We start from the raw sequence: 23202 nt of genomic DNA on the forward strand, positions 1-23202 counted from the left end.
CTCATGACAACAGAGACTCCGTCAGCGCCTGCGGCGTAGAGTGATTGGGGACATAAAAAGCGATCTCCGTTCCTGGCGTCAGGGTGCGGATATGCAGCCCCTCGCCATAGAGAAGTTTCACCCGATGATGAACGTTGAGCAGGCCGATTTTGTTACCCGGCATTTCATCGGCTTCCACGCGGGCGACCACGGCGGGATCGATGCCGTTGCCGGTGTCGCGAACGCTGATGCGAACCCGATTACCGCACTCATTGATGCCGATCGTCACCACGCCTTTCCCTTTACACGGCTGAATGCCGTGCACAATGGCATTTTCCACCAGAGGCTGGATAAGCAGGCTTGGGATCACGCAGCTGACGTCGTCGTCAATATCATAAATAACCGTCAGTTTGTCGCCGAATCGCGCCTGTTCAATGGCGATGTAATCTTTGATCTGATACAGCTCTCGTTTGATATCAATCTGCTCATCGTCTTTTAATTCGATGTTATAGCGCAGATAGCGCGACAGATTAAAAATGAGCTGGCGCGCGGTGTCCGGATTAAGGCGAATCGAGGAGGAGATCGCGTTCAGGGCATTGAATAAAAAGTGCGGGTTAATCTTGCTTTGCAGAGCGCGCAGCTCCGCTTTGTTGGCCATCTCCCGCAGCTGTTCGGCGCGGGAAACCTCCAGCTGGGTGGAGATGATTTGTGACAGGCCTATCGCCATCTCCTGCAGCGTCGAGGTGATGCGATGGGCGTGGCAGTAATAGATTTTTAGCGTACCGGTGACCACCCCTTTTTCCCACAGCGGAATGACCATCAAGGAGTGGATCTCCGGCGTGCGGTGGGCTTCATCATTGTTTTTAATAATGATTTTTCCATAACGGATGGCCTGTCGGGTGGTGGGACTGATGACATCGTTATGATGTTGATAGTTGGCTTCACCGACGCCCACGTAGGCCAGCACGTGTTCCGTATTGGTGATCGCCACCGCGTCGGCGGTAATGTCGCGGCGGATAATGTCGCAAACCTGGCGCAGAGAATCGCTGTTGACCTGACGGAACAGCGGCAGGGTTTTGTTGGCAATGTCGAGCGCCAGTTTCGCCTGCCGCGCGGCGCTGGCCTCCTTTTCCCCTTCCACGCTCTGCACCAGCAGCACGATAAAACCGATGCAGACGCTGCCGAGGATCATCGGGATACCAATTTTCGAAACAATATCCACGCCGAGGCTGAGGGAAGGGGCCCAGATCACCACCAGGATCATGGTCAGAGTCTCACAGACCATTCCGGCCAGAATGCCGATTTTCCAGCGTTGATCGCGGGCCACTTTGCGGTTAATCAACCCCGACAGCAGGCCGGCGATGATGCTGGTGATAAAGCAGGGCACGGCGGTCACGCCGTCAATATCAATCAGATAGCGGTGCACACCGGCAATCACCCCGACAATGGCCCCCACCCAGGGACCAAACAGGATCCCGCCGGACATCACGGCGATGATGCGCACGTTTACCAGCGATCCTTCCACCGGCACACCGGACCAGGTACTGAAGAGCGCGAACAGCGAGAAAATGGCGGTGACAGCCAGCAGCTCTTTCGGCGTATGCGCCGACTTATGCAACAGTTCGCGGAACAGGCGCAGGCGAATGAGAAAAAACAGGCAAATAAGCATCAGGGCCGCACGATCATAGACCGCCAGCATCATAGTAAAGATTTCGTGCATGGGTGCGCCGCGTCAGTGGCCAGAAAAGGACATGATAAAAAACCTGACGACAGAAGACCAGCCGCAGAAAAATAATGAGGAAAAGGCGCACTTTTAAAAGGGGATTGAGGGGTGGGGAGGCGATGTACCGCCAGACGCCAGAAGAAACGATAAATACCCGTGATAGAAAAGATATCAATATGTTACCACTTGCAGACAAAACGGTATTCATTCCGCAGCGTACTGCCGTATTTAGCGCAGACGATACCCGTTTTTAACGCCAGTGATTATTTTTCGTCAGGGCACTCGACAACGTGATTTTTTTCAGGTTATTTTCTAAACGAGCCGCAACAGCGGCAGCGTCGCTCGGACGGTCCGGGCGCTAACGTTAATCAGAGGAACCTATGGCTGAATCCAGTCCTGAACGCCGTTTTACGCGTATCGATCGTCTCCCACCGTACGTTTTTAATATTACTGCCGAACTGAAAATGGCTGCGCGCCGGCGCGGTGAAGATATTATCGATTTCAGTATGGGCAATCCCGATGGCGCGACGCCGCCGCATATCGTGGAAAAACTCTGCACCGTCGCCCAGCGGCCTGACACCCATGGTTACTCTACCTCGCGGGGGATCCCACGCCTGCGTCGCGCTATTTCGCGCTGGTATGAAGAACGCTATAACGTCGATATCGATCCGGAATCGGAAGCGATCGTCACCATTGGTTCGAAAGAGGGGCTGGCGCACCTGATGCTGGCGACGCTGGATCATGGCGACACCGTGCTGGTGCCGAACCCCAGCTACCCGATCCATATCTACGGCGCGGTGATTGCCGGGGCGCAGGTGCGCTCGGTGCCGCTGGTGGAAGGGGTGGATTTCTTTAACGAACTGGAACGCGCCATCCGCGAGAGCTATCCGAAGCCGAAGATGATGATCCTTGGCTTTCCCTCGAATCCGACCGCGCAGTGCGTCGAGCTGGATTTCTTTGAAAAGGTTGTCGCCCTGGCGAAGCAGTATGACATCCTGGTCGTCCACGATCTGGCCTATGCCGATATCGTGTATGACGGCTGGAAAGCGCCCTCCATCATGCAGGTGCCCGGCGCGCGCGATGTCGCCGTCGAGTTCTTTACCCTGTCGAAAAGCTATAACATGGCCGGCTGGCGCATTGGCTTTATGGTCGGCAATAAGACCCTGGTGAACGCGCTTGCCCGCATCAAAAGCTACCATGACTACGGCACGTTTACGCCGCTGCAGGTGGCGGCGATCGCTGCCCTGGAGGGCGATCAGCAATGCGTGCGGGATATCGCTGAACAGTATAAGCGCCGCCGCGATGTGCTGGTGAAAGGGCTCCATGAGGCCGGCTGGATGGTGGAGTGTCCGAAAGCGTCCATGTACGTCTGGGCGAAAATTCCGGAACCTTATGCCGACATGGGCTCGCTGGAGTTCGCGAAAAAGCTGCTTAACGAAGCGAAGGTTTGCGTTTCTCCGGGGATTGGCTTTGGCGATTATGGCGATACCCATGTCCGCTTCGCGCTGATCGAGAACCGGGACCGGACGCGCCAGGCGATCCGCGGCATTAAGGCGATGTTCCGCGCGGATGGCTTGCTGCCCGCCGCGAGCTAGCGCTTCGGCGAATACGCTATAACAAAAACGGGAGCCTCTGGGCTCCCGTTTTTTTTGACACCGCTGCAGTCTAGATCATCAGGGCAAAAGTACCGGCCCAAACGATGACCATAAAAGAGAGGCCCATAAAGAAGTATTTCACGACTCATCACTCCACGCGCTTATGCGACGTTCAAATGAATTAATTGTTCTGTTTTTCAAGGGCTGTCGCTGGTGAAATCTCACCCTGCGGCAGCTCGCAATTCTGTGCGTTAAGTGCTCCAGATGGCGCTAATGTACGCCTAAAAAATCAGGGAAACAAGAGGCATTTTTTTATTAATTTTTAGTTACTTACGAGTGTCGTGATTCGGCGACACATTAATTTCGCCCGGTAATAAATTTAGCGCCAGCGACGCTGCGAAAACGGGTTTCTCATCAGGGCGATTAGCGGGGCTAGTCAGGCTTGGCGCGCGGCATTCACGTTGCCACGCGCCACCGGTTTAATGCAGATCAGAGGCGCGCTGTCGCCACTCTGCAGGGTAGTGTGCCGGGATAAAGCGCAGCGTGATCGCCATGAGTAACAGGACACAGAGCGCATGCCAGGACCAGTCAAGGGTGTAGTTCCCGCTCAGGCTACGCAGCAGGCCGGAAAGCCAGGGCGACAGGCCGGCGATAATAAATCCGATACCCTGCATAAAGGCTACCAGCCGGCCGGCCACCGTCGGTTGTCCGGCATGATCGAGGGCCAGCACCAGGCACAGGGGAAACGCGCCGCCCAGACCGACGCCGCAGGCGAGAGCCCAGAGCGCGGAGAAGTGCTGCGGCAGCCAGATGAAGCCGCAGAAGCCAATCAGCTGGAGCGCCAGAGCACACAGCAGAAGCTGGCGCCGGTCATCCTGGCGAGCCAGCGCCGGCAGCAGCAGCGCGCCCGCGGTTTGCCCAACCGTCAGCAACGCCAGCAGCGAGCCGCTGTACTGGGCGCTGTCGCCAAGCTGCATATAATAGGGCGGCAGCCAGGCGATCAGACTGGCGTAGCCGGCATTGATCAGTCCGAAATAGAGCCCCAGCGTCCAGGCGCGGCGCTGGCCAATAATCGCTACCCGGGGGGCGGCGCTGGTCTGATGCGGAGCACGGGGCAGGTGCCGGCAAATCGCCAGCCAGCTAAGCAGGGCGAGGAGGGCGGGGAGCGCCCACCAGGCCAGCGCATCCCGCCAGGCTGTGCTGTGCGACGCCAGCCACGGCGTTAACGCGGCGCCTAACCCGCCACCGCCCATTAGCGCGGCTGACCATAGCCCCATCACCAGCGGCGTCCGTCGGGCGAATAAGCGCTTAATCACCGCCGGGATGGCAGCCTGGATGATGCCGATGCCAACGCCTCCGGCCAGGGCGCTGGTGAGCAGTAGGCCGCTATTCGGGGCGATTTCCCGCAACAGGGCGCCCGCCGCGATAATCAGCAGGCTTAGCGCAATGCTACGGTTTTGACCGACATGACGATCGACCCAGCCGCCGGCCAGCGCCAGCACGCCCATCGCTACCACCGGCAGGGCGGTCAGTAGCGCGGCCAGGGTATAGCTCATCCCGCTGGCGGCGCGGATCTCCGGAAGCAAAGGGCCGATGGAGGTGAGCAGCGGCCGCATATTTATGCCGATCAGCACCAGGATCCCCAGCGTCAGATTCTGTCGCAACACGGCTTTCATGGCTGCTGTTCCGCCCACCGCTGATAAACTGCCAGCCCCTCCGGCTGGGGGCGATGATGGATCGGCAACGTCTGCTGCGCCAGCGGCTGCTGCAACTGCTGATAAATCGCGGCGGTAGATAGCTGGAAAGGCTCTCCGTCCTGATTGCTGTTGGCGAAAAATACTTCCCGCACGCCGGTTAAATAGAGTGCGCTAAGACACATCGGACAAGGCTGTCCGCTGGCGTAAATAACGCATTCGCGCAGAACTTCGCTCCCCAGCCTGGCGGCAATATCGCGAACGGCATTCAGTTCGGCATGCGCCGTTGGGTCGCCGCTCAGATGAAAGGTGTTGACGGCTTCGGCGACAACCTCGTTATGGCGCACCATCACGGCGCCAAAGGGGCGACCGCCGTGGGTTGTGTTTTGTTTTGCCAGCGCTAAGGCGCGCTGGAGATAGCGATCGTGCGCGGACATAGTCACTCCTGCATAAGATGATGTTCAAGGTAAAAGAGGCAACGGGTCGTGCGTAGAGGGTACGTAACTTGTTTCATAAGTTAAAAGACTTATTTATGATGAACCCTAGTTGAATTACTTATAGGTAAGCGGATGCTCCTGCGCCATCTTTCCTACTTTATCGCTGTGGCAGAACACCGTGGCTTTACCCGCGCCGCCGCGGCGCTGCATGTCTCCCAGCCGGCGCTGTCACAGCAGATCCGCCAGCTGGAAGCCATGCTGGAGGTTCAGCTTTTCGACCGCTCTGGCCGTTATATCCGGTTAACCGATGCCGGAGAGATCTGGCTGGAGTATGCCCGCCGGGCGTTACGCGATCTTGAGGAGGGGCGGCGCGCTCTGCATGACGCTGAGGATCTGCAGCGCGGCAAACTCCGCATTGCCATGACGCCGACCTTCACCACCTATATGCTGGGACCGCTGGTGGAAAACTACTATCGACGCTACCCCGGCGTGAAATTGCTGATCCAGGAGATGAACCAGGAGCGCATGGAAATGAGGTTGCTGCAGGATGAACTGGATGTCGGCATCGCCTTTGACGACAGTCGTTCCCCGGATATTGTCGTTCAGCCGCTGCTGACGGAAACCCTCGCGCTGGTGGTGAGCCGCACGCATCCTCTGGCCAGAGAGAACGCGCTCAGGCTGCAGGCGCTCGACGCGCAGCCGCTGATTTTACTGAGCAGCGAGTTTGCCACCCGGGAGCAGATTGATCGTTATTGTCGTCGTCATCGGCTCGAACCTGACGTGCAGATGGAGGCCAACTCTATCGGCGCCGTTCTGTCGGTCATTCGGCGAACGCCCCTTGCGACACTGCTGCCGGCGGCGATCGCCGGGCAGTATGATGATGTGGTGGCGATTGAGCTGGAACCCGCGCTGCTGCAGCGAACGGCCTGTTTGCTCCAGCGCAGGGATGCGTGGCAGAGCGCCGCGGCACGCGAATTTATCGCCCTGGCGCGGGAGATTGCGCTAACGCTTGAGCAGGAAAACCGCCTGCCTCTTGCCTGAAGGCGTGCGTCGCTCGGCGGCGAACCAGGATTAACGATGGGCTGCGTTGCTGGTGTCGGCCTCGTCGGGCAGGGCATTCTCTCTAAGCATGACTTCCTCCTTCAGCCTTTCCAGCACGTGATGAAAGAGCTGGGTCTTGTCAGGCTCAGCCATTTGCTGCAATTTCACATTAAATAAACTATGGGACAGAATAAGATCGTGGATAAATTCCAGTAGTACCTCACTTTGCGGAAGTGAGGTTAATTCCTGATGGATATAACCGGTTTGTTGCCGTAGCGGATTTTTTGTGACATCCATCGGTCGGGCGCTAATGCTATGGGCAAATATTTTCTCAATTGCCTGACTGGTAATATAGAGCCGATTCAATGACAGGATGGGGTTTTCGGCTTCCTGCGGAATGAAGTGACAATAAACAAACGGTTTCTCAGGCAGCATCATGCTGAACCTGTTTTCACGATGAATATCGTTAGGCGCCTCCAGCAACGCCATTAAATTCCGGCTGTGCGGATGCCAGAGTCCTGAAGCTGTGACCTTGACGTTGAACTGCGTGACGGTATTCCCGCTCTGGGTTTCCATGACGGGAATATCGCCATCAATCCGCAAAATGCTATGGATATGGGAGTGTGGCGACCAGTAAGTTTCCAGCGTCTCAGATGAATTGAGTGGATTAAATGTGTTGGTTACCTCTTTTTCCTGATGAGAAAGGACGGCGAGTTTTAGTGTTCCCCGCGTCGGGTTAAGCTTCAGGCATAGATTGATCGCACCGATATCATGCCAGTGAAGAATGTCTTCAATTTCACAGTTTAATAATTTTTGCGCCCGGGAAAGGGAACAATACTCCATTGGCGGTAAATTATTTAACTTCCAGATATTCCGTTCTGTTATATTCATAAGGATTGTTTATTGCAGAAAAATAGCGGTCAGTATTAGCAATGAAAATCTGATGGTCATGTGCTTTTTTTGTTAACGTCGCTGGTCTGATTGATGAAATTCATTCATGTTGAGAATATTATATCAATAAGATGATTATTCTTATTGTTACGTCAGCCATTCACTTGATTGTGTAATCCTATCATTTATTTCGCTCGAGAAAAATAGTTTGCTTAGCGCCTGAATACAACACTTTTTTGTTTTTTTATTAACGACCTCGACGAGAGGGAACGCATCATGAAGAGAATGTGGATCTTGAGATCAATGCCTGGACAACAGGGATAACGCAAACGGATGCTCGCGGCATCCGTTTGCGGCGGCCAAGCTTACCGGGTTACAGAGGGATAGCGATCTCCTGGCTGCGCGATGGCATACCAGGCCATCATCTCCGCGGTACCCGGCTGACCTTCTGCTGGCGCCCAGTCCATAGTGTCGATTTCAGCAAGCGGTTGATAAGCGCCTTGTTTGACTTCAAATACCATTCCACCAGCGTCGAGTGAGAGCACCGTATGCTAGGTGCCAGGCTCCATTTCCAGCGCCGTGCAGGTTTCACCCAGCACCACCCGGTTAGTGATCGCGCCATGATCATCAAAATTTAGCACCACAAAGCGACCTTTCAGCGGCAGCAAAAGTTCAAAGGTATGTCGGTGCCGGTGCGGGCGGATATAGGTGCCGGGTTCCATAGCGATGGCCAGACGCTGCACCGGGTCGCTCAGCTCAGGGTGAAAATTGCGATGGGCACGTAAGCGCGGGGAACTGGCCGCCGCTTCGCACTGCTGCTGCATATCGCTAAGGGTGATCTGTTTCATATCAACGCCTGGCTCCTTTGTTGTCCAGAGAGTGTTGCATCGGCTGGGCGGCAGGTTGACGACCAGGCCACGCGATATTGTACGCATAAAGCGTGTTGCTGTCGGTTAATTGTCGAGGCTATAGAGTGCAGGAGGGCTTCTGCCAGGCAACCACGCAATTCCTACCTGCTTTTTTTGCCTGTTACAGGGCGCCGTCGGCACGGTTAAGTCATTCATTCTATACCGTTTTAGGATCCTCCGTTGTGGCAAGACCGATACTGATCGTGACGCTTTCGGGCAGTTTAACCCTGCTGCTGACGTCGCCTGGGTTGATAATGGTCTGGCGGGTCCGCTCGGCGATGAGTTGCGCCTGCTGTTGGCCCACGTCAGACAGTAATAGCGCAAATTCCTCGCCGCCTGTTCTGGCCACAATATCATCTCTGCGAACCTGATCCTGAAGAACCCCGGCCACATACTGAATAACAAGATCTCCCTGAAAGTGACCATATTTGTCATTGATGCGCTTGAAATGATCGATGTCGCATAACAATTTAGACAATGGTTTTGCACAGAGACCCGTTGCATTTTTTTTATCAGCACAAGGTAAAAATAACGGCGGTTATACAGCTGCATCAGATAATCACGAATCGAGTTCTGATAGGCATTCTCATATTTATTGTTGGATAATTGATAAAGATTAAACGCATTAAGGAAAATAATGATAATAAAGATCAGAGTGCCCAGCGTTTCGAAAAGCCTCGCTTTATACCCTGTGTTCTCGCTAGCGACATCTGCGGTTGTTAAGAAAGAGAAGGTTAAGGTATAAACGAAATAGTAAAAATAGATTCCTGTCCAGAATATATTTCTGAAGCGGGTTAATGCCATCGTCGTGAAAAAAAAGAACGTCCATATGTAAACCATTATATTACTGGCTAAGCGAATCGTTGGTTCATACAGGTGGATTGAGGAAAATCCAACAATCAGGACGATAGCTAAGGTCAGGCTTATACAGGCAAAGGTAATAATAATGTGATTATGGGAGGCCAGCAGGCGATGCGAACGAAACTTGAATACTAATGCCGCGGTGATGATTTAGGTGAGTGTTAACGCGTTGCGGTAAAAATAGATGAGTCTGATGGCCTGTTCATTAGGTCATACCTGTCAGGGCAAGAAAACTATGTTTTTATGATCCTGAATATCAATATTTTGAATGTCTGTCGGGAGTGAGCAGTATGCTTTTCGTGCGGTCGCTGCTGACGATGTCATTACGTTTTACAACTCGTCTTTTCCTGTGAGTTGTTCATTTTAGTCACAAAATTATAACTGGTGTTTTCCTCTTTTTAAAAAGAGGAATGGCGCCACGGGTTTATATCTATAAATAAATCACTTTGTGCGTTAACAGGAAGGGGGCATTGATGATCAGGTCGGTACCAACTTGAGTAGACTGTCTACAGGAGCTGCAGAAAAACCATCAAAAGTCGGCGTGGATCCGACATAAAGCAGGAGGGTTATGGTGTCCCCTGCAGGAATCGAACCTGCAACTAGCCCTTAGGAGGGGCTCGTTATATCCATTTAACTAAGGGGACAAGGCGGCACGAGTATAGCGTTTTTCGCCCGCCTGAGTAAGAGCTATACCGTCTGACTGCTTAAACCCTCGCCATTCTAAGCGCTTTTTTTATGCCCGGTCGGCATTTTTGGCTTTTGCAGCAGCCTGCGCGCGGGCTTCCGCTTTTCGCTTGTTGCTCATGTCGTTACGGATCTGCGCATGGCTAAGCAGTGCGAAGATGAAGGTCCCGCCGCAGATATTACCCGCCAGCGTCGGCAGGGCGAAAGGCCAGATGAAGTCGCTCCAGGGCAGGCTTCCGTTAAACACCAGATAAAGGATCTCCACCGAGCCCACCACGATATGGGTGGTATCCGCCAGGGCGATAAGCCAGGTCATCAGAATGATCACCACGATCTTGGCGGCGCCGGCGAGGGGAAACATCCAGACCATGGTGGCGACCAGCCAGCCGGAAATAATCGCATTGGCGAACATCTCCGTCGGGCTGTTTTTCATCACATCTTCGGCGATGCTGACGAAGGCCTGGCGGGTCGGCTCATCAAAAACAGGCATATAATTGAAGGCCCATGCGGCCACCGCGGTGCCGATGAGATTGCCCGCCAGCACCACCGACCATAGCCGCATGAGTAAACCGACGTTTCCGGGGGTGGGATTGTGCATCACCGGCAGTACGGCGGTGACCGTATTTTCCGTGAACAGCTGCTGGCGGGCCATAATTACGATAATAAAGCCGAAGGTATACCCGAGGTTCTCGAGTAAAAACCCTCCCGGGATCCCCTCCAGCTTGACGTGAAAAATCCCTTTCGCCAGCAACGAGGCGCCCATCGACAGACCGGCCGCAATCGCAGACCACAGCAGGGCCAGCGCATCGCGCTCCATCTCTTTTTCCCCTTCCTGACGAATATGTTCATGGATCGCCATCGCCCGCGAGGGAAGACGGTCTTCATCCACTTCTATCTCCTCCCCGCGCTGCTTTTCTTCACTTTCGACCTCACGTTCGTCGTCCGCTGGCTTTAATTTGTTATCATCAAGTTCATCCATTTCGTGGCCCTCGCTATCACTCTGTATAGTAATAGCGTAGCGGCTTTACCTGGCGTCTGGCTGGGCATACTCTGAAATCGCAAAAATGGTAACGTCAGATTTTTGTCGCTCCGCTAGAATAGGAGCCCCGCGATCTCGTTATTCCCAGGCTATGATCAAATCAACAACTTGGGTGATATAGACATCGTTCAACGTGCTGTTACAATCGCTCACATCTGTACGGGCGGAAACGTTGTCTTTCCGTCATGGATGGCAACTCGCGATAGCCATAAAAACCAGGGAGACATCTATGAATTATCGCCTGTCGGCGCTTGCGCTTGGCGCCACATTGCTGGTGGGATGTGCCAGTTCCAGCTCTGGCGATCGGCCGCAGGGGCGCTCAGACCCGTTAGAAGGGTTTAACCGCACGATGTTTGACTTCAACTTTAACGTGGTTGATCCTTACGTGCTTCGTCCCGTCGCGGTGGCATGGCGTGACTATGTTCCGCAGCCGGCGCGCAATGGCTTAAGCAACTTCACCAGCAACCTGGAAGAGCCGGCGGTGATGGTGAACTCCTTCCTGCAGGGCGACCCGTATAAAGGTATGGTCCACTTTACCCGCTTCTTCCTGAACACCATCCTCGGGATGGGGGGTCTGATCGATGTCGCCGGGATGGCTAATCCGCAGCTGCAGCGCGTTGAACCGCATCGTTTCGGCAGTACGCTCGGCCACTATGGCGTCGGCTATGGCCCGTATGTGCAACTGCCATTCTACGGCAGCTTTACCCTGCGTGACGAAGGCGGCGATATGGCCGATGGCCTCTATCCGGTGCTCTCCTGGCTGACCTGGCCGATGTCGATCGGCAAATGGGCGGTAGAAGGGATTGAGACACGCGCTCAACTGCTGGATTCCGACGGCCTGCTGCGTCAGTCTTCCGATCCTTACATTCTGGTGCGTGAAGCTTACTTCCAGCGTCATGACTTTATCGCCAACGGCGGTAAGCTGACCCCGGCGGACAATCCGAACGCCCAGGCCATTCAGGATGAACTGAAAGATATCGATTCACAGTAATCTGCGAATAAAAAAAGGGTGAACATGATGTTCACCCTTTTTTGTTGCGCGCTGCTTATCAGAAGCGGTAGTTGAAGTTGGCGCCGTACAGCCAGGCGGTCCCTTCGGAGCGGAAGGTATACGGGCCTTCCTTGATTTCCACATGCTGCCCGTGCATATAGGAAATCCCGACGTCAACCGACGCATCCTTGTTGAACGCGTAGGTGGTACCCGCGCTCAGCCACAGGCGATCCTGGTCCGGAATGGAAATGGAGCGATTGTTGGCCGGTACCGGGCTGTCGTCGAAGGCGATACCGGTGCGGAAGGTCCAGTTATCGTCGTAATAATAGGTCGTCCCCAGCGCTACGCGGTAGGCGTCCTTAAAGCCTTCCTCTTTATAGAACAGCGTCTGGCCGTTGCTGCCGGTGGCTTTCAGCTCCTGGAACTGGCTCCAGCTGGTGTAGGTCAGACTGTAGTGGACCGCCCACTGCGGCGCCACGCGGTTATAGCCCGACAGTTCCCACATTTCCGGCAGGTTAAGGGTCAGTGAACCGCCGGTGGTCTGGCCGTTAGTACCCGCCGGCAGACCGAAGTTGCCAAGGATCTGGTTATAGGCCGCTGGCAGACTGCTGCGATAGTTACCGTCAAAATCGATCTTGACCTCGGAACGGTAGGTTAAACCGTAGCGGTTGTTCTTATCCAGCTCATAGAGGATACCGGCGTTCCAGCCAAAGCCCCACGCATTGCCGTTAAGATGGGCGATCTGCGTGTCGGCTGGGATCTTCGCCACCTGGCCTGCCAGCGCCGGCGGCAGCGCGCCAGAGCCAGCGACAATCTGGCCCAGATCGCCTGCATAGCGCTCGATCTTCGCCTTAGCGTAGACCGCATCGAAACCTAAGCCAAAGCTCCAGTTGCTGTCGAGGCGATAGGCGCCGCTCAGGTTGAAGTTAGCCGTAGTCAGGTCGGTTTTACCGCCCATGCTGCCGGCCGCATAATCATCGTTATACTCTGTTGCCAGGCCGTAGTTGGAGGTGATGGACGCCCCCCAACCGAACTGATCGTTAATCGGCGCGACAAAGTGGAAGTTGGGTACCCACGCCGTCGGGGCGATATTGTCCGCATTCAGGCTTTTGCCGGTGGGGGAAGTCCCGGAGACATTGACGCCCGGGTCGACAAAAACGGCGCCCGCCGACATAGTCGGACGGTCAAACATCATAATTAATGCCGGGTTACGACTGGCATTGCCTGCATCGTCTGCGATAGCCCCTTCACCGGAATAGGCCCGACCCAGCCCTGATGAAGAGAATTCGTTGAGCTGGAAGCCTGCTGACCAGGCCTGGGTGGAAACAAGTGCGACAGCCACTGCAAGGGCAGATTGGGTAAAGCGGGTTTTCTGGCTCATGCCCATAACCTCATTGAGTTATTTTTTTTTAAACTATGTTACATGCCGTAACAGAAGCGCGGAAGTGTAGGGTCTGCGGTACAACAGAGAAATCAGACCAGTGCGCTGAGTATAGGTCTGACCAGATGAGTTGTTGCAAGTTTGTTTATGAAGTTTTTCAATTGTGATAACAGAAACGCGATCCAGCTGGCAAAATTGTCGGGGGGAAGGCGACGGAGAAAAGATGATTTTTGTTTTAGATCATTTTTAAGTGTGATTTCTGTCACTTAACGCCGTGATAGCGATTATCGGCTGGAGGCAAACCGGAGGGCGGGCGTAAAATAGGCACATTAATTGTCTGGCACCGCAGGTGCATATCCAGAGGAAATCTACGATGAGTAAATGTAGCGCTGATGAAACCCCGGTTTGCTGCTGTATGGATGTTGGGACCATTGTCGACAACACCGACTGCACCGCCTCATACAGCCGCGTATTCGCCAACCGCGCGGAAGCAGAGCAAATGCTCGCCGCGCTGAGCGAAAAAGCCCGCAGTGTGGAATCTGAACCGTGCAAAATTAATCCCGTCTTCGCCGACGTTGACGGCGGCGTAAAGCTGGATATCGATTTTGTATTTAGCTGTGAAGCCGAATCCCTCATATTCCAGTTGGGTCTGCGTTAATCCCTCCGCTTAGCGCCCCGTGAAGGGGCGTTATCTTTTCTGTTCAATGTGTTTTGGCTCGCAATTTTTCGTTTCCCCGATTGGCTTAATGTAAAAAATTAGTTAACAATGTTATCAGGTCAGACCACTTGGTTGTCTTGGTTAACAGGGGAGAGTTATGAGTCAGGCATTACCGCTTATCACCCGTCAGGGCGATCGCATTGCCATTGTCACAGGGTTACGCACGCCGTTTGCGCGTCAGGCGACGGCATTTCATGGCATTCCCGCCGTTGATTTAGGAAAAATGGTGGTTGGCGAAATGCTGGCGCGCAGCGACATTCCTGCGCAAGCCATTGAGCAACTGGTCTTTGGTCAGGTCGTGCAGATGCCGGAGGCGCCGAATATCGCCCGGGAAATTGTGCTCGGTACCGGAATGAGCGTGCACACCGACGCCTACAGCGTCAGTCGCGCCTGCGCCACCAGCTTCCAGGCCGTGGCGAATGTCGCCGAAAGCCTGATGGCCGGCACCATCCGCGCCGGTATCGCCGGCGGTGCCGACTCCTCCTCTGTGTTGCCTATCGGCGTCAGCAAAACGCTGGCCCGCGCGCTGGTAGATGCGAACAAAGCCCGCACGCTGAGCCAGAAACTGAAGCTGTTTTCCCGCCTGCGGCCGCGCGACCTGCTGCCGGTTCCCCCGGCGGTTGCTGAATATTCAACCGGCTTACGGATGGGCGATACCGCCGAGCAGATGGCGAAAAGCTGGGGGATCACCCGGGAACAACAGGATGCGCTGGCACATCGTTCACACCAGCTGGCAGCGAAAGCCTGGGAGGAGGGCAAGCTGTCCGCAGAGGTGATGACCGCCTATGCTTCTCCCTTCCGCGAACCGCTGGAGCAGGATAACAATATCCGTAAAAATTCAACCCTCGCGGATTACCAAAAGTTACGTCCGGCCTTCGACCGTAAACATGGCACCGTTACCGCCGCCAACAGCACGCCGCTCACGGATGGCGCGGCGGCGGTGATCCTGATGACCGAGTCGCGGGCCAAAGAGCTGGGTCTGACGCCGCTGGGTTATCTGCGCAGCTATGCCTTTACCGCCATCGATGTCTGGCAGGATATGCTGCTGGGGCCCGCATGGTCCACGCCGCTGGCGCTGGAGCGCGCTGGCCTGACGCTGGCGGATCTCACGCTTATCGATATGCACGAAGCTTTCGCCGCGCAGACGCTGGCCAATCTCCAGTGTCTGGCAAGCGACCGCTTTTCCCGCGAGGTGCTGGGCCGCGCGCAGGCCACCGGTGAGGTGGATGAGAGTAAATTTAACGTCCTCGGCGGCTCTATCGCCTACGGTCACCCCTTTGCCGCTACCGGCGCGCGGATGATCACCCAGACGCTGCATGAGCTGCGGCGACGGGGAGGGGGATTTGGTCTGGTGACGGCCTGCGCGGCAGGCGGTCTGGGCGCGGCGATGATTGTGGAGGCTGAATAATGGATACGGTTTCCGCTTTTAAGCTTGAAGTCCGTGCGGACAACATCGCGGTGATTACCATCGATGCCCCGGGTGAAAAAATGAATACCCTGAAGGCCGAGTTCGGCAATCAGGTGCGGGGACTGATACGCCAGATACGCGACGATAAGTCGGTGCGCGGCGTGGTATTTATCTCCGCCAAAGCCGATAACTTTATCGCCGGCGCAGATATCAACATGATTGCCCGCTGCCGCAGCGCGCAGGAGGCGGAAGCGCTGGCCCGCCAGGGGCAGCAGATTATGGCCGAGATCCATGGCTTGTCGATTCCGGTCATTGCCGCCATCCATGGCGCTTGTCTGGGCGGCGGACTGGAGCTGGCGCTGGCCTGCCATGGCCGCATTTGTAGCGATGACGAAAAAACCCGACTCGGGTTGCCGGAGGTACAGCTTGGCCTGCTGCCGGGTTCCGGCGGGACGCAGCGTTTACCGCGGCTGATCGGCGTCAGTACGGCGCTGGATATGATGCTCACCGGCAGGCAGTTACGGCCGCGCCAGGCGCTGAAGGCCGGTCTGGTGGACGAGGTGGTGCCGCAGACAATTTTACTGCAGACGGCGGTGGAGCTGGCGCTGAAGGGGCGCCCGGCCAGCCGCGAGGTGCCTGTTCGCGAACGCGTGCTGGCGGGCCCCCTGGGTCGCCATCTGTTATTCCAGTACGTCGGCAAGCAAACGCAGCGCAAGACCCAGGGCAACTACCCGGCGGTGAAGCGAATTTTGCAGGTCGTCGAGAATGGTCTGGCCCATGGCTGCAGCAGCGGTTACGCCGAAGAGGCCCGCGCGTTTGGCGAACTGGCGATGACCCCGCAGTCGCAGGCGCTGCGATCGATCTTCTTTGCCAGTACCGATCTGAAAAAAGACCGTGGCGCCGAGGCGGAACCCGCTCCGCTGAGAAGCGTTGCCGTCCTGGGCGGCGGCCTGATGGGCGGGGGGATCGCCTATGTGACTGCCTGTAAAGGCGGACTGCCGGTGCGAATCAAAGATATTCAGCCGGGCGGGATCAACCACGCCTTAAAGTACAGCTGGGATCTGCTGAACAAACAGGTTCGCCAGCGTCGACTGCGCCCCAGCGAGCGCGATCGTCAACTGGCGCTGATCACAGGCACTACCGACTATCAGGGCTTTACCCATCGCGACGTGGTGATTGAGGCGGTATTCGAGGACCTGGCGCTGAAACAGCGGATGGTCAGTGAAGTGGAGCAAAACGGCGGGCCGCAGACTATCTTTGCCTCGAATACTTCGTCGTTACCGATAGGCGATATAGCCGCCCATGCCAGCCACCCTGAGCGGGTGATCGGCCTGCACTTTTTCAGTCCGGTGGAGAAAATGCCGCTGGTTGAGGTGATCCCGCATAAAGGAACCGATCCGCAGACCATCGCCACGGTGGTGCAACTGGCTAAACGTCAGGGGAAAACGCCGATCGTGGTGGCGGACAAAGCGGGCTTCTATGTAAACCGCATCCTCGCGCCGTATATAAATGAAGCGATGCGCCTGCTGGTGGAGGGAGAACCGGTTGAGGTGATTGATAAGGCGCTGGTGAAATTCGGTTTCCCGGTGGGACCGGTTCAACTGCTGGATGAAGTGGGTATTGATACCGGCACCAAAATTATTCCCGTGCTGGAGAATGCCTTTGGAGAGCGTTTCAGCCCGCCTGCAAACATCATTGACGCGATTTTGAAGGACGATCGCAAAGGTAGAAAAAATAATCGTGGTTTCTATCTTTATGAGACAAAAGGGCGTAAAAGCAAAAAACGGCCCGACCCGGCAGTCTATCCGCTGCTGGGCATCGACCGCCCCCAGTCGCGGTTGTCCGCGCAGCAGGTGGCGGAGCGCTGTGTGATGATGATGCTTAACGAGGCGGCGCGCTGCTTTGATGAGCAGATTATCCGTAGCGCGCGCGATGGTGATATCGGCGCCGTATTTGGTATAGGGTTTCCGCCATTTCTTGGCGGCCCGTTCCGGTATATGGATACTATCGGCGCGGGTGAAGTTGCCGCGATCCTGCAGCGCCTGGCCGCCCAGTACGGCCCACGTTTTACACCCTGTGACACTTTATTACGCATGGCCGAACAGGGGACCACCTTTTGGCCAGCGGATGAACGGATGACCTAAGTTATGGTCAAAGAAGGTAAATCCGGCTGCGGATGACGCTGTTGATTGGCTGTTTTGTAAACAATCATTGACTATACTTACGCCATTGAGGTAAAAAACAGCGTTTCATTCGTTGAATGGATCAGGCACAATGCCCGGCCACCGGGTCACCTGCGTATTGTCTTCGCAGGCCAAACTACGGTGCTTCTGGTTAACAAAAGCGGTGCAATATGCAAGTTTTTATTATGCGTCACGGCGACGCTGCCCTCGATGCAGCCAGCGACTCGGTTCGTCCATTAACCGTATGCGGTTGTGATGAGTCTCGTCAGATGGCAACCTGGCTGAAAGGTCAAAAAGTGGATATTGAGCGCGTTCTTGTCAGTCCCTATCTGCGTGCGGAACAGACGCTGGATATTGTTGGGGAGTGCATGAACCTGCCGAAACATGTCGACGTGATGCCGGAACTCACGCCGTGCGGCGATGTGGGAATGGTGAGCGCCTATCTGCAGGCGCTGGCAAATGAAGGCGTGGCGACGGCGCTGGTCGTCTCCCACCTGCCGCTGGTGGGGTACCTGGTCTCAGAGCTGTGCCCGGGGGAAACGCCCCCGATGTTCACCACCTCGGCTATCGCCTGCGTTAATCTGGACGCCGACGGCAAGGGTGAATACCTCTGGCAGAAAAGCCCCTGCAATCTCAAGATGGCCAACGCCATCTGACGACCCCGGAGCTCGCCGTCAAGGCAGCTCCGGCGGTTGCCACTCCTCGACCTCAATCAGAATCAGCAGTGCGGCGTCACCGCCGTACTCTTTTGGCGCCTGATGAAAAGCCATGATGTGTGGATGCTGCGCCAGCCACAGCGGGGTTTGCTGTTTGAGAATGTGCTTACCGTGCCCGTGCATCACGCAGGCGCAAAACACATGCTCGCGGCGGCAGGCGGCAATCAGCGCGCCCAGTTCCTGTTTGGCCTGCTGCTGGGTGAGCCCATGCAGATCGAGAAACAGTTCCGGCGAATAATCCCCACGACGCAGCTTTTTCAGCTCAAAATGGCTGACGTCGGCGCGGACATATTTTGTCGAGCCTTCGGTATTCAGTAACGGCTGAAACTCATCGGAAAAATAGTGGCTGTTGTCGGCCTGCTCCTGCAGCAGACGCTTAGGGGCAACCTCGGTGATTTTCTTGCGCTGCGGGCGGTGAACGATGGTGTCCTGTTTGATCTTCCGCGTGCCGGTCATCAGCTGACGGAACAGCGCCTGATCCTCCTCGCTAAGCGATGTCTTCTTTTTCATTGTCCGCTCTCATTAATACTTTGCGCTAGTTTACCCGACTCAATATCCCTTCGGGCAAGGAAAACCTGTTTTTTCCCCCGCCACCCCACGCAAGAATGCTGATTTATCGCCGTCTTCATGGCACACTAGCCGCCGAATTTATAGCAGAGTGTGCCCTGGAGGATGTCGTGGATAAAATTTTTGTTGATGAGGCAGTCAATGAGCTGCATACCATTCAGGACATGCTGCGCTGGGCGGTAAGCCGTTTCAGCGCTGCTAATATCTGGTACGGTCACGGGACTGACAACCCATGGGACGAGGCGGTACAGCTGGTGCTGCCTTCGCTGTATCTGCCGCTGGATATTCCGGAAGATATGCGCACTGCGCGCCTGACCTCCAGCGAGAAACACCGCATTGTAGAGCGGGTGATTCGCCGCGTGAACGAGCGTATTCCCGTCGCCTATCTGACCAACAAAGCGTGGTTCTGCGGCCATGAGTTTTACGTCGATGAGCGAGTGCTGGTGCCGCGCTCCCCGATCGGCGAACTGATCAATAACCAGTTTGCCGGGCTGATTACCCATAAGCCGCAGCATATCCTTGATATGTGCACCGGCAGCGGCTGCATCGCCATTGCCTGCGCCTATGCCTTCCCGGAAGCCGAAGTCGACGCCGTGGATATCTCCCCGGACGCGCTGGCCGTCGCCGAGCACAATGTGGAATCCCATGGCCTGATCCATCACGTGACGCCGATCCGTTCCGACCTGTTCCGCGACCTGCCGAAGCTACAGTACGATCTGATCGTCACTAATCCGCCGTATGTCGATGAAGAGGACATGGCCGATCTGCCGGAAGAGTATGAGCATGAGCCGGTTCTGGGTCTGGCCTCCGGAAGCGATGGCCTGAAGCTGACGCGCCGCATCCTCGGCAATGCGCCGGATTATCTCAGCGACGACGGGATTCTGATTTGTGAAGTCGGTAACAGCATGGTACATCTGATGGAGCAGTATCCGAACGTGCCGTTTACCTGGCTTGAGTTTGATAACGGCGGCGACGGCGTCTTTATGCTGACCAAACAGCAGCTGATTGACGCTCGCGCGCACTTCGGTATTTATAAAGACTAAAAAAAACAACACGCCAACATAACGACAAAGAATGGAGCCGTGATGGCAGGAAATACAATTGGACAACTCTTTCGCGTCACCACCTTCGGCGAGTCGCACGGCCTGGCGCTGGGCTGCATCGTTGACGGCGTGCCGCCGGGCATTCCGCTGACCGAAGCCGATCTGCAGCACGACCTCGATCGTCGTCGCCCGGGTACCTCGCGTTACACCACGCAGCGTCGCGAGCCGGATCAGGTCAAAATCCTCTCCGGCGTCTTCGAAGGCGTCACCACCGGGACCAGTATCGGGCTGCTGATTGAGAACACCGATCAGCGCTCGCAGGATTACGGCGCGATCAAAGATCTGTTCCGTCCTGGCCATGCGGATTACACCTACGAGCAAAAGTATGGTCTGCGCGACTATCGCGGCGGCGGTCGCTCCTCCGCCCGCGAAACCGCGATGCGCGTGGCGGCCGGGGCGATTGCCAAAAAATTCCTCGCCGCGAAGTTCGGCATCGTCATTCGCGGCTGCCTGACGCAGATGGGCGACATTCCGCTGGCTATTAAAGACTGGGATCAGGTTGAACAGAATCCTTTCTTCTGCCCGGACCCGGAGAAAATCGACGCTCTCGATGAACTGATGCGCGGTCTGAAAAAAGAGGGCGACTCCATTGGCGCCAAAGTGACCGTCGTCGCCGACGGCGTACCGCCGGGCCTTGGCGAGCCGGTCTTTGACCGCCTTGACGCCGATATCGCCCACGCGCTGATGAGCATCAACGCCGTGAAAGGCGTGGAGATTGGCGACGGTTTCGACGTGGTGAAGCTGCGCGGCAGCGAAAACCGCGATGAGATCACCAAAGCCGGATTCCAGAGCAACCACGCCGGCGGCATTCTTGGCGGCATCAGCAGCGGTCAGCAGATCGTTGCCAACATCGCGCTGAAGCCGACCTCCAGTATTACCGTTCCCGGTCATACCATTAACCGCTTTGGCGAAGAGGTGGAGATGATCACCAAAGGGCGTCACGATCCGTGCGTCGGCATACGCGCCGTACCGATCGCTGAGGCGATGCTGGCGATTGTCTTAATGGATCACTTTATGCGTCAGCGCGCGCAGAATGGCGACGTGACGACGACAATTCCACGCTGGTAACCATGAAAAACACCGTTATCGCCCTGCTGGCGCTGCTGGCCAGCGCCGGCAGCCTGGCCGCCACGCCATGGCAGAAGATATCCCAGCCAATCGGCGGCAGCGCGCAGTCGATTGGCGCGTTCTCCAATGGCTGTATCGTTGGCGCCGAGGCGCTGCCGCTGAACGCCGCCGGCTATCAGGTGATGCGTACCGATCAGCGTCGCTACTTCGGTCATCCGGATCTGGTTCAGTTTATTCAGCGCCTGAGCAATCAGGTGCACAATAAAGGCATGGGGACCGTGCTGATTGGCGACATGGGGATGCCGGCAGGCGGCCGCTTTAACGGCGGCCACGCCAGCCATCAGACGGGCCTCGATGTCGATATCTTCCTCCAGCTGCCGCAGACGCGCTGGACTTCGTCCCAGTTGCTGAAGCCGCAGGCCCTGGATCTGGTCGCCAGCGATGGCAAACGCGTGGTGCCGTCGCTGTGGAGTCCGCAAATCAGCCAGCTGATCAAGCTGGCGGCGGAAGATAGCGAAGTGACCCGCATCTTCGTCAACCCGGCGATTAAACAGCAGCTGTGTCTGGATGCGGGCAACGACCGCCAGTGGCTGCGCAAAGTTCGTCCCTGGTTCCAGCATCGCGCCCATATGCACGTCCGTCTGCGCTGCCCGGCGGGCAGCCTGGAGTGCGAAGATCAGGCGCCGCCGCCGGCCGGCGATGGCTGCGGCGCGGAGCTGCAGAGCTGGTTCGAGCCACCTAAACCCGGGTCTACCCCACCTGTGAAGAAGACGCCGCCGCCGTTGCCGCCTTCCTGCCAGGCGCTACTGGATGAGCATGTGCTGTAATGGATAGTTTTATCGAGTTGTTTTCCGTATCGCCGCTGGTGCTGGTGGTGCTTTTCTTTGTCGCCATCCTGGCCGGTTTTATTGACTCACTGGCCGGGGGCGGGGGCTTACTGACCGTGCCGGCGCTAATGGCCGCCGGTATGCCGCCGGCCCAGGCGCTGGCGACCAATAAGCTGCAGGCCTGCGGCGGATCGCTGTCGGCGACCCTCTATTTTGTCCGCCGCAAGGTGGTCAATCTCGCCGATCAGAAGCTGAATATTCTGATGACCTTTATCGGTTCAACCGCCGGCGCGCTGCTGGTCCAGCACGTGCAGTCCGATATTCTTAAGCAGATCCTGCCGTTGCTGGTGATCGGCATCGGTCTCTATTTTCTGCTGATGCCGAAACTGGGCGAAGCGGACCGACAGCGTCGGCTCTACGGCCTGCCGTTTGCGCTGGTCGCCGGCGGCAGCGTCGGGTTTTACGACGGCTTTTTCGGCCCCGGCGCCGGTTCGTTTTATGCGCTGGCGTTTGTCACCCTGGCCGGGTTTAACCTGGCGAAGTCGACGGCCCACGCCAAACTGCTCAACGCCACCTCGAACGTCGGCGGCCTGCTGCTGTTTATTATCGGCGGAAAGGTTATCTGGGCCACCGGCTTTGTGATGATGGCCGGCCAGTTTATTGGCGCCCGCGCCGGCTCCCGGCTGGTGCTGAGCAAAGGGCAATCGCTGATCCGACCGATGATCGTTATCGTTTCGGCGGTGATGAGCGCGAAACTTCTCTACGACAGCCACGGGGCTGAGATTTTGCAGTGGTTGGGAATTCATTAATGCAACAGCAACACCATTATCAGCAGCTTATTGACCTCTTCGACAGCTGCTTTGCCGCAGATTTTAATACTCGCCTGGTGAAAGGCGACGATGAGCCGATCTACCTCCCGGCGGACGATGACACGCCATATCACCGTATCGTCTTCGCGCACGGTTTTTTTGCCAGCGCTCTGCACGAGATCTCCCACTGGTGCATCGCCGGCAAAGCCCGCCGCGAGCTGGTGGATTTTGGCTACTGGTACTGTCCGGACGGCCGCGATGCGATGACCCAAAGCCAGTTTGAGGACGTAGAGGTGAAACCGCAGGCCCTGGAGTGGCTGTTCTGCGTGGCGGCGGGATTTCCGTTTAACGTCAGCTGCGACAATCTGGAAGGTGACGTTGAACCCGATCGCATCGCCTTTCAGCGCCGGGTACATGCCCGGGTGATGACTCTGCTTGAGCAAGGGATCCCCGAACGTCCGGCGCGTCTTATTCGCGCATTACAACACTATTATCAAACGCCGCCATTGACGGCAGAACACTTTCCGTGGCCGGAAGACCTGCACTAAGGCCACACATTACATGACAAGAGGTAAGATG

At 56.3% G+C, this 23202-nt stretch carries 22 protein-coding genes, 1 tRNA gene and 2 pseudogenes; 13 read left to right on the top strand and 12 right to left on the bottom strand.

Annotated elements, in window-relative coordinates; genetic code table 11:
- Position 1 precedes the first annotated feature (1 nt).
- Complete coding sequence (locus ACOI6Z_RS00825) at positions 2-1699, bottom strand: sensor histidine kinase (RefSeq protein ID WP_023290579.1); 1698 nt, start codon at positions 1697-1699, stop codon at positions 2-4.
- On the opposite strand from ACOI6Z_RS00825, the gene ACOI6Z_RS00830 reads away from it, so the two are divergent.
- Together ACOI6Z_RS00830 and alaC are read left to right on the top strand one after the other, a co-directional pair.
- A complete protein-coding gene (locus ACOI6Z_RS00830) occupies positions 1698-1796 on the top strand; it encodes a hypothetical protein (RefSeq protein ID WP_032428955.1) in 99 nt (32 codons plus the stop codon). The two genes, ACOI6Z_RS00825 and ACOI6Z_RS00830, sit on opposite strands and share 2 nt — an antisense overlap.
- 286 nt (positions 1797-2082) lie before the next feature.
- Complete coding sequence (gene alaC / locus ACOI6Z_RS00835) at positions 2083-3297, top strand: alanine transaminase (protein WP_004202031.1); 1215 nt, start codon at positions 2083-2085, stop codon at positions 3295-3297.
- Positions 3298-3367: 70 nt separating this feature from the next.
- Here alaC and ypdK read toward each other — a convergent pair whose 3' ends face one another.
- The 3 genes from ypdK to ACOI6Z_RS00850 all read right to left on the bottom strand — a co-directional run bounded on the left by ypdK (position 3368) and on the right by ACOI6Z_RS00850 (position 5428).
- Positions 3368-3439 carry a membrane protein YpdK gene (gene ypdK / locus ACOI6Z_RS00840; protein ID WP_099119320.1) on the bottom strand — a complete coding sequence of 24 codons (72 nt, stop codon included), beginning with the start codon at positions 3437-3439 and terminating at the stop codon, positions 3368-3370.
- A gap of 337 nt (positions 3440-3776) precedes the next feature.
- The gene (locus ACOI6Z_RS00845; RefSeq protein ID WP_023290578.1) at positions 3777-4973 is read right to left on the bottom strand and encodes a CynX/NimT family MFS transporter; all 1197 of its coding nucleotides are present in this window, start codon (positions 4971-4973) and stop codon (positions 3777-3779) included.
- Positions 4970-5428 (bottom strand): nucleoside deaminase, encoded by a 459-nt coding sequence (locus ACOI6Z_RS00850; protein WP_065812252.1) that lies wholly within the window; start codon positions 5426-5428, stop codon positions 4970-4972. The genes ACOI6Z_RS00845 and ACOI6Z_RS00850 overlap by 4 nt, the downstream gene beginning before the upstream one ends.
- A gap of 132 nt (positions 5429-5560) precedes the next feature.
- On the opposite strand from ACOI6Z_RS00850, the gene cynR reads away from it, so the two are divergent.
- The gene (gene cynR / locus ACOI6Z_RS00855; RefSeq protein ID WP_065812253.1) at positions 5561-6469 is read left to right on the top strand and encodes a transcriptional regulator CynR; all 909 of its coding nucleotides are present in this window, start codon (positions 5561-5563) and stop codon (positions 6467-6469) included.
- A 30-nt stretch (positions 6470-6499) separates the two neighbouring features.
- Here cynR and ACOI6Z_RS00860 read toward each other — a convergent pair whose 3' ends face one another.
- The 6 genes and pseudogenes from ACOI6Z_RS00860 to ACOI6Z_RS00885 all read right to left on the bottom strand — a co-directional run bounded on the left by ACOI6Z_RS00860 (position 6500) and on the right by ACOI6Z_RS00885 (position 10792).
- Complete coding sequence (locus ACOI6Z_RS00860; RefSeq protein WP_044524295.1) at positions 6500-7360, bottom strand: hypothetical protein; 861 nt, start codon at positions 7358-7360, stop codon at positions 6500-6502.
- 365 nt (positions 7361-7725) lie between these two features.
- Positions 7726-8208 (bottom strand): annotated as a pseudogene (locus tag ACOI6Z_RS00865) (WbuC family cupin fold metalloprotein).
- Positions 8209-8425: 217 nt separating this feature from the next.
- Entirely contained in the window at positions 8426-8746 is a 321-nt protein-coding gene (locus ACOI6Z_RS00870; protein WP_065812255.1) for a GGDEF domain-containing protein, read from the bottom strand.
- A gap of 143 nt (positions 8747-8889) precedes the next feature.
- Positions 8890-9279: pseudogene (locus ACOI6Z_RS00875) on the bottom strand (MASE4 domain-containing protein); the annotation flags it as partial.
- A 419-nt stretch (positions 9280-9698) separates the two neighbouring features.
- A tRNA-Arg gene (locus ACOI6Z_RS00880) sits at positions 9699-9773 on the bottom strand.
- A gap of 89 nt (positions 9774-9862) precedes the next feature.
- A complete protein-coding gene (locus tag ACOI6Z_RS00885; RefSeq protein ID WP_023290545.1) occupies positions 9863-10792 on the bottom strand; it encodes a formate/nitrite transporter family protein in 930 nt (309 codons plus the stop codon).
- Positions 10793-11081: 289 nt separating this feature from the next.
- On the opposite strand from ACOI6Z_RS00885, the gene mlaA reads away from it, so the two are divergent.
- Complete coding sequence (gene mlaA, locus ACOI6Z_RS00890) at positions 11082-11843, top strand: phospholipid-binding lipoprotein MlaA (protein ID WP_032453618.1); 762 nt, start codon at positions 11082-11084, stop codon at positions 11841-11843.
- Between the two features lie 58 nt (positions 11844-11901).
- Here the strand turns inward: mlaA and fadL are convergent, their stop codons facing one another.
- Entirely contained in the window at positions 11902-13224 is a 1323-nt protein-coding gene (gene fadL / locus ACOI6Z_RS00895; RefSeq protein ID WP_023290543.1) for a long-chain fatty acid transporter FadL, read from the bottom strand.
- 373 nt (positions 13225-13597) lie between these two features.
- Between fadL and ACOI6Z_RS00900 the strand changes: the two genes are divergently transcribed.
- The 4 genes from ACOI6Z_RS00900 (at position 13598) to sixA (ending at position 18189) form a co-directional block, all read left to right on the top strand.
- The gene (locus ACOI6Z_RS00900; protein WP_023290542.1) at positions 13598-13882 is read left to right on the top strand and encodes a YfcZ/YiiS family protein; all 285 of its coding nucleotides are present in this window, start codon (positions 13598-13600) and stop codon (positions 13880-13882) included.
- 157 nt (positions 13883-14039) lie between these two features.
- A complete protein-coding gene (fadI, locus tag ACOI6Z_RS00905; RefSeq protein WP_017899503.1) occupies positions 14040-15350 on the top strand; it encodes an acetyl-CoA C-acyltransferase FadI in 1311 nt (436 codons plus the stop codon).
- Positions 15350-17494 (top strand): fatty acid oxidation complex subunit alpha FadJ, encoded by a 2145-nt coding sequence (gene fadJ, locus ACOI6Z_RS00910; protein WP_065812256.1) that lies wholly within the window; start codon positions 15350-15352, stop codon positions 17492-17494. The genes fadI and fadJ overlap by 1 nt, the downstream gene beginning before the upstream one ends.
- Before the next feature lie 209 nt (positions 17495-17703).
- Positions 17704-18189: a phosphohistidine phosphatase SixA gene (gene sixA / locus ACOI6Z_RS00915; RefSeq protein WP_004201794.1), complete on the top strand. Its 486-nt coding sequence runs from the start codon at positions 17704-17706 to the stop codon at positions 18187-18189.
- Positions 18190-18207: 18 nt separating this feature from the next.
- On the opposite strand, the gene smrB is transcribed toward sixA, so the two are convergent.
- Positions 18208-18759 carry an endonuclease SmrB gene (gene smrB, locus ACOI6Z_RS00920; RefSeq protein WP_004201792.1) on the bottom strand — a complete coding sequence of 184 codons (552 nt, stop codon included), beginning with the start codon at positions 18757-18759 and terminating at the stop codon, positions 18208-18210.
- Positions 18760-18926: 167 nt separating this feature from the next.
- Between smrB and prmB the strand changes: the two genes are divergently transcribed.
- The 5 genes from prmB to ACOI6Z_RS00945 are packed head-to-tail and all read left to right on the top strand — an operon-like array spanning position 18927 to position 23171.
- Complete coding sequence (gene prmB / locus ACOI6Z_RS00925; protein WP_065812257.1) at positions 18927-19859, top strand: 50S ribosomal protein L3 N(5)-glutamine methyltransferase; 933 nt, start codon at positions 18927-18929, stop codon at positions 19857-19859.
- Between the two features lie 42 nt (positions 19860-19901).
- Positions 19902-20987: a chorismate synthase gene (gene aroC, locus ACOI6Z_RS00930; RefSeq protein ID WP_044524280.1), complete on the top strand. Its 1086-nt coding sequence runs from the start codon at positions 19902-19904 to the stop codon at positions 20985-20987.
- A gap of 2 nt (positions 20988-20989) precedes the next feature.
- Positions 20990-21814: a penicillin-insensitive murein endopeptidase gene (gene mepA, locus ACOI6Z_RS00935; RefSeq protein ID WP_023290536.1), complete on the top strand. Its 825-nt coding sequence runs from the start codon at positions 20990-20992 to the stop codon at positions 21812-21814.
- Positions 21814-22623 carry a sulfite exporter TauE/SafE family protein gene (locus tag ACOI6Z_RS00940; RefSeq protein WP_004201787.1) on the top strand — a complete coding sequence of 270 codons (810 nt, stop codon included), beginning with the start codon at positions 21814-21816 and terminating at the stop codon, positions 22621-22623. The genes mepA and ACOI6Z_RS00940 overlap by 1 nt, the downstream gene beginning before the upstream one ends.
- On the top strand, positions 22623-23171 hold the full coding sequence (locus tag ACOI6Z_RS00945) for an elongation factor P hydroxylase (protein WP_032453614.1): 549 nt from the start codon (positions 22623-22625) through the stop codon (positions 23169-23171). The genes ACOI6Z_RS00940 and ACOI6Z_RS00945 overlap by 1 nt, the downstream gene beginning before the upstream one ends.
- Positions 23172-23202: the final 31 nt, after the last annotated feature.

The organism is Klebsiella sp. C239 (genome assembly GCF_048822715.1).
Classification (GTDB): Bacteria; Pseudomonadota; Gammaproteobacteria; order Enterobacterales; family Enterobacteriaceae; genus Klebsiella; species Klebsiella quasipneumoniae.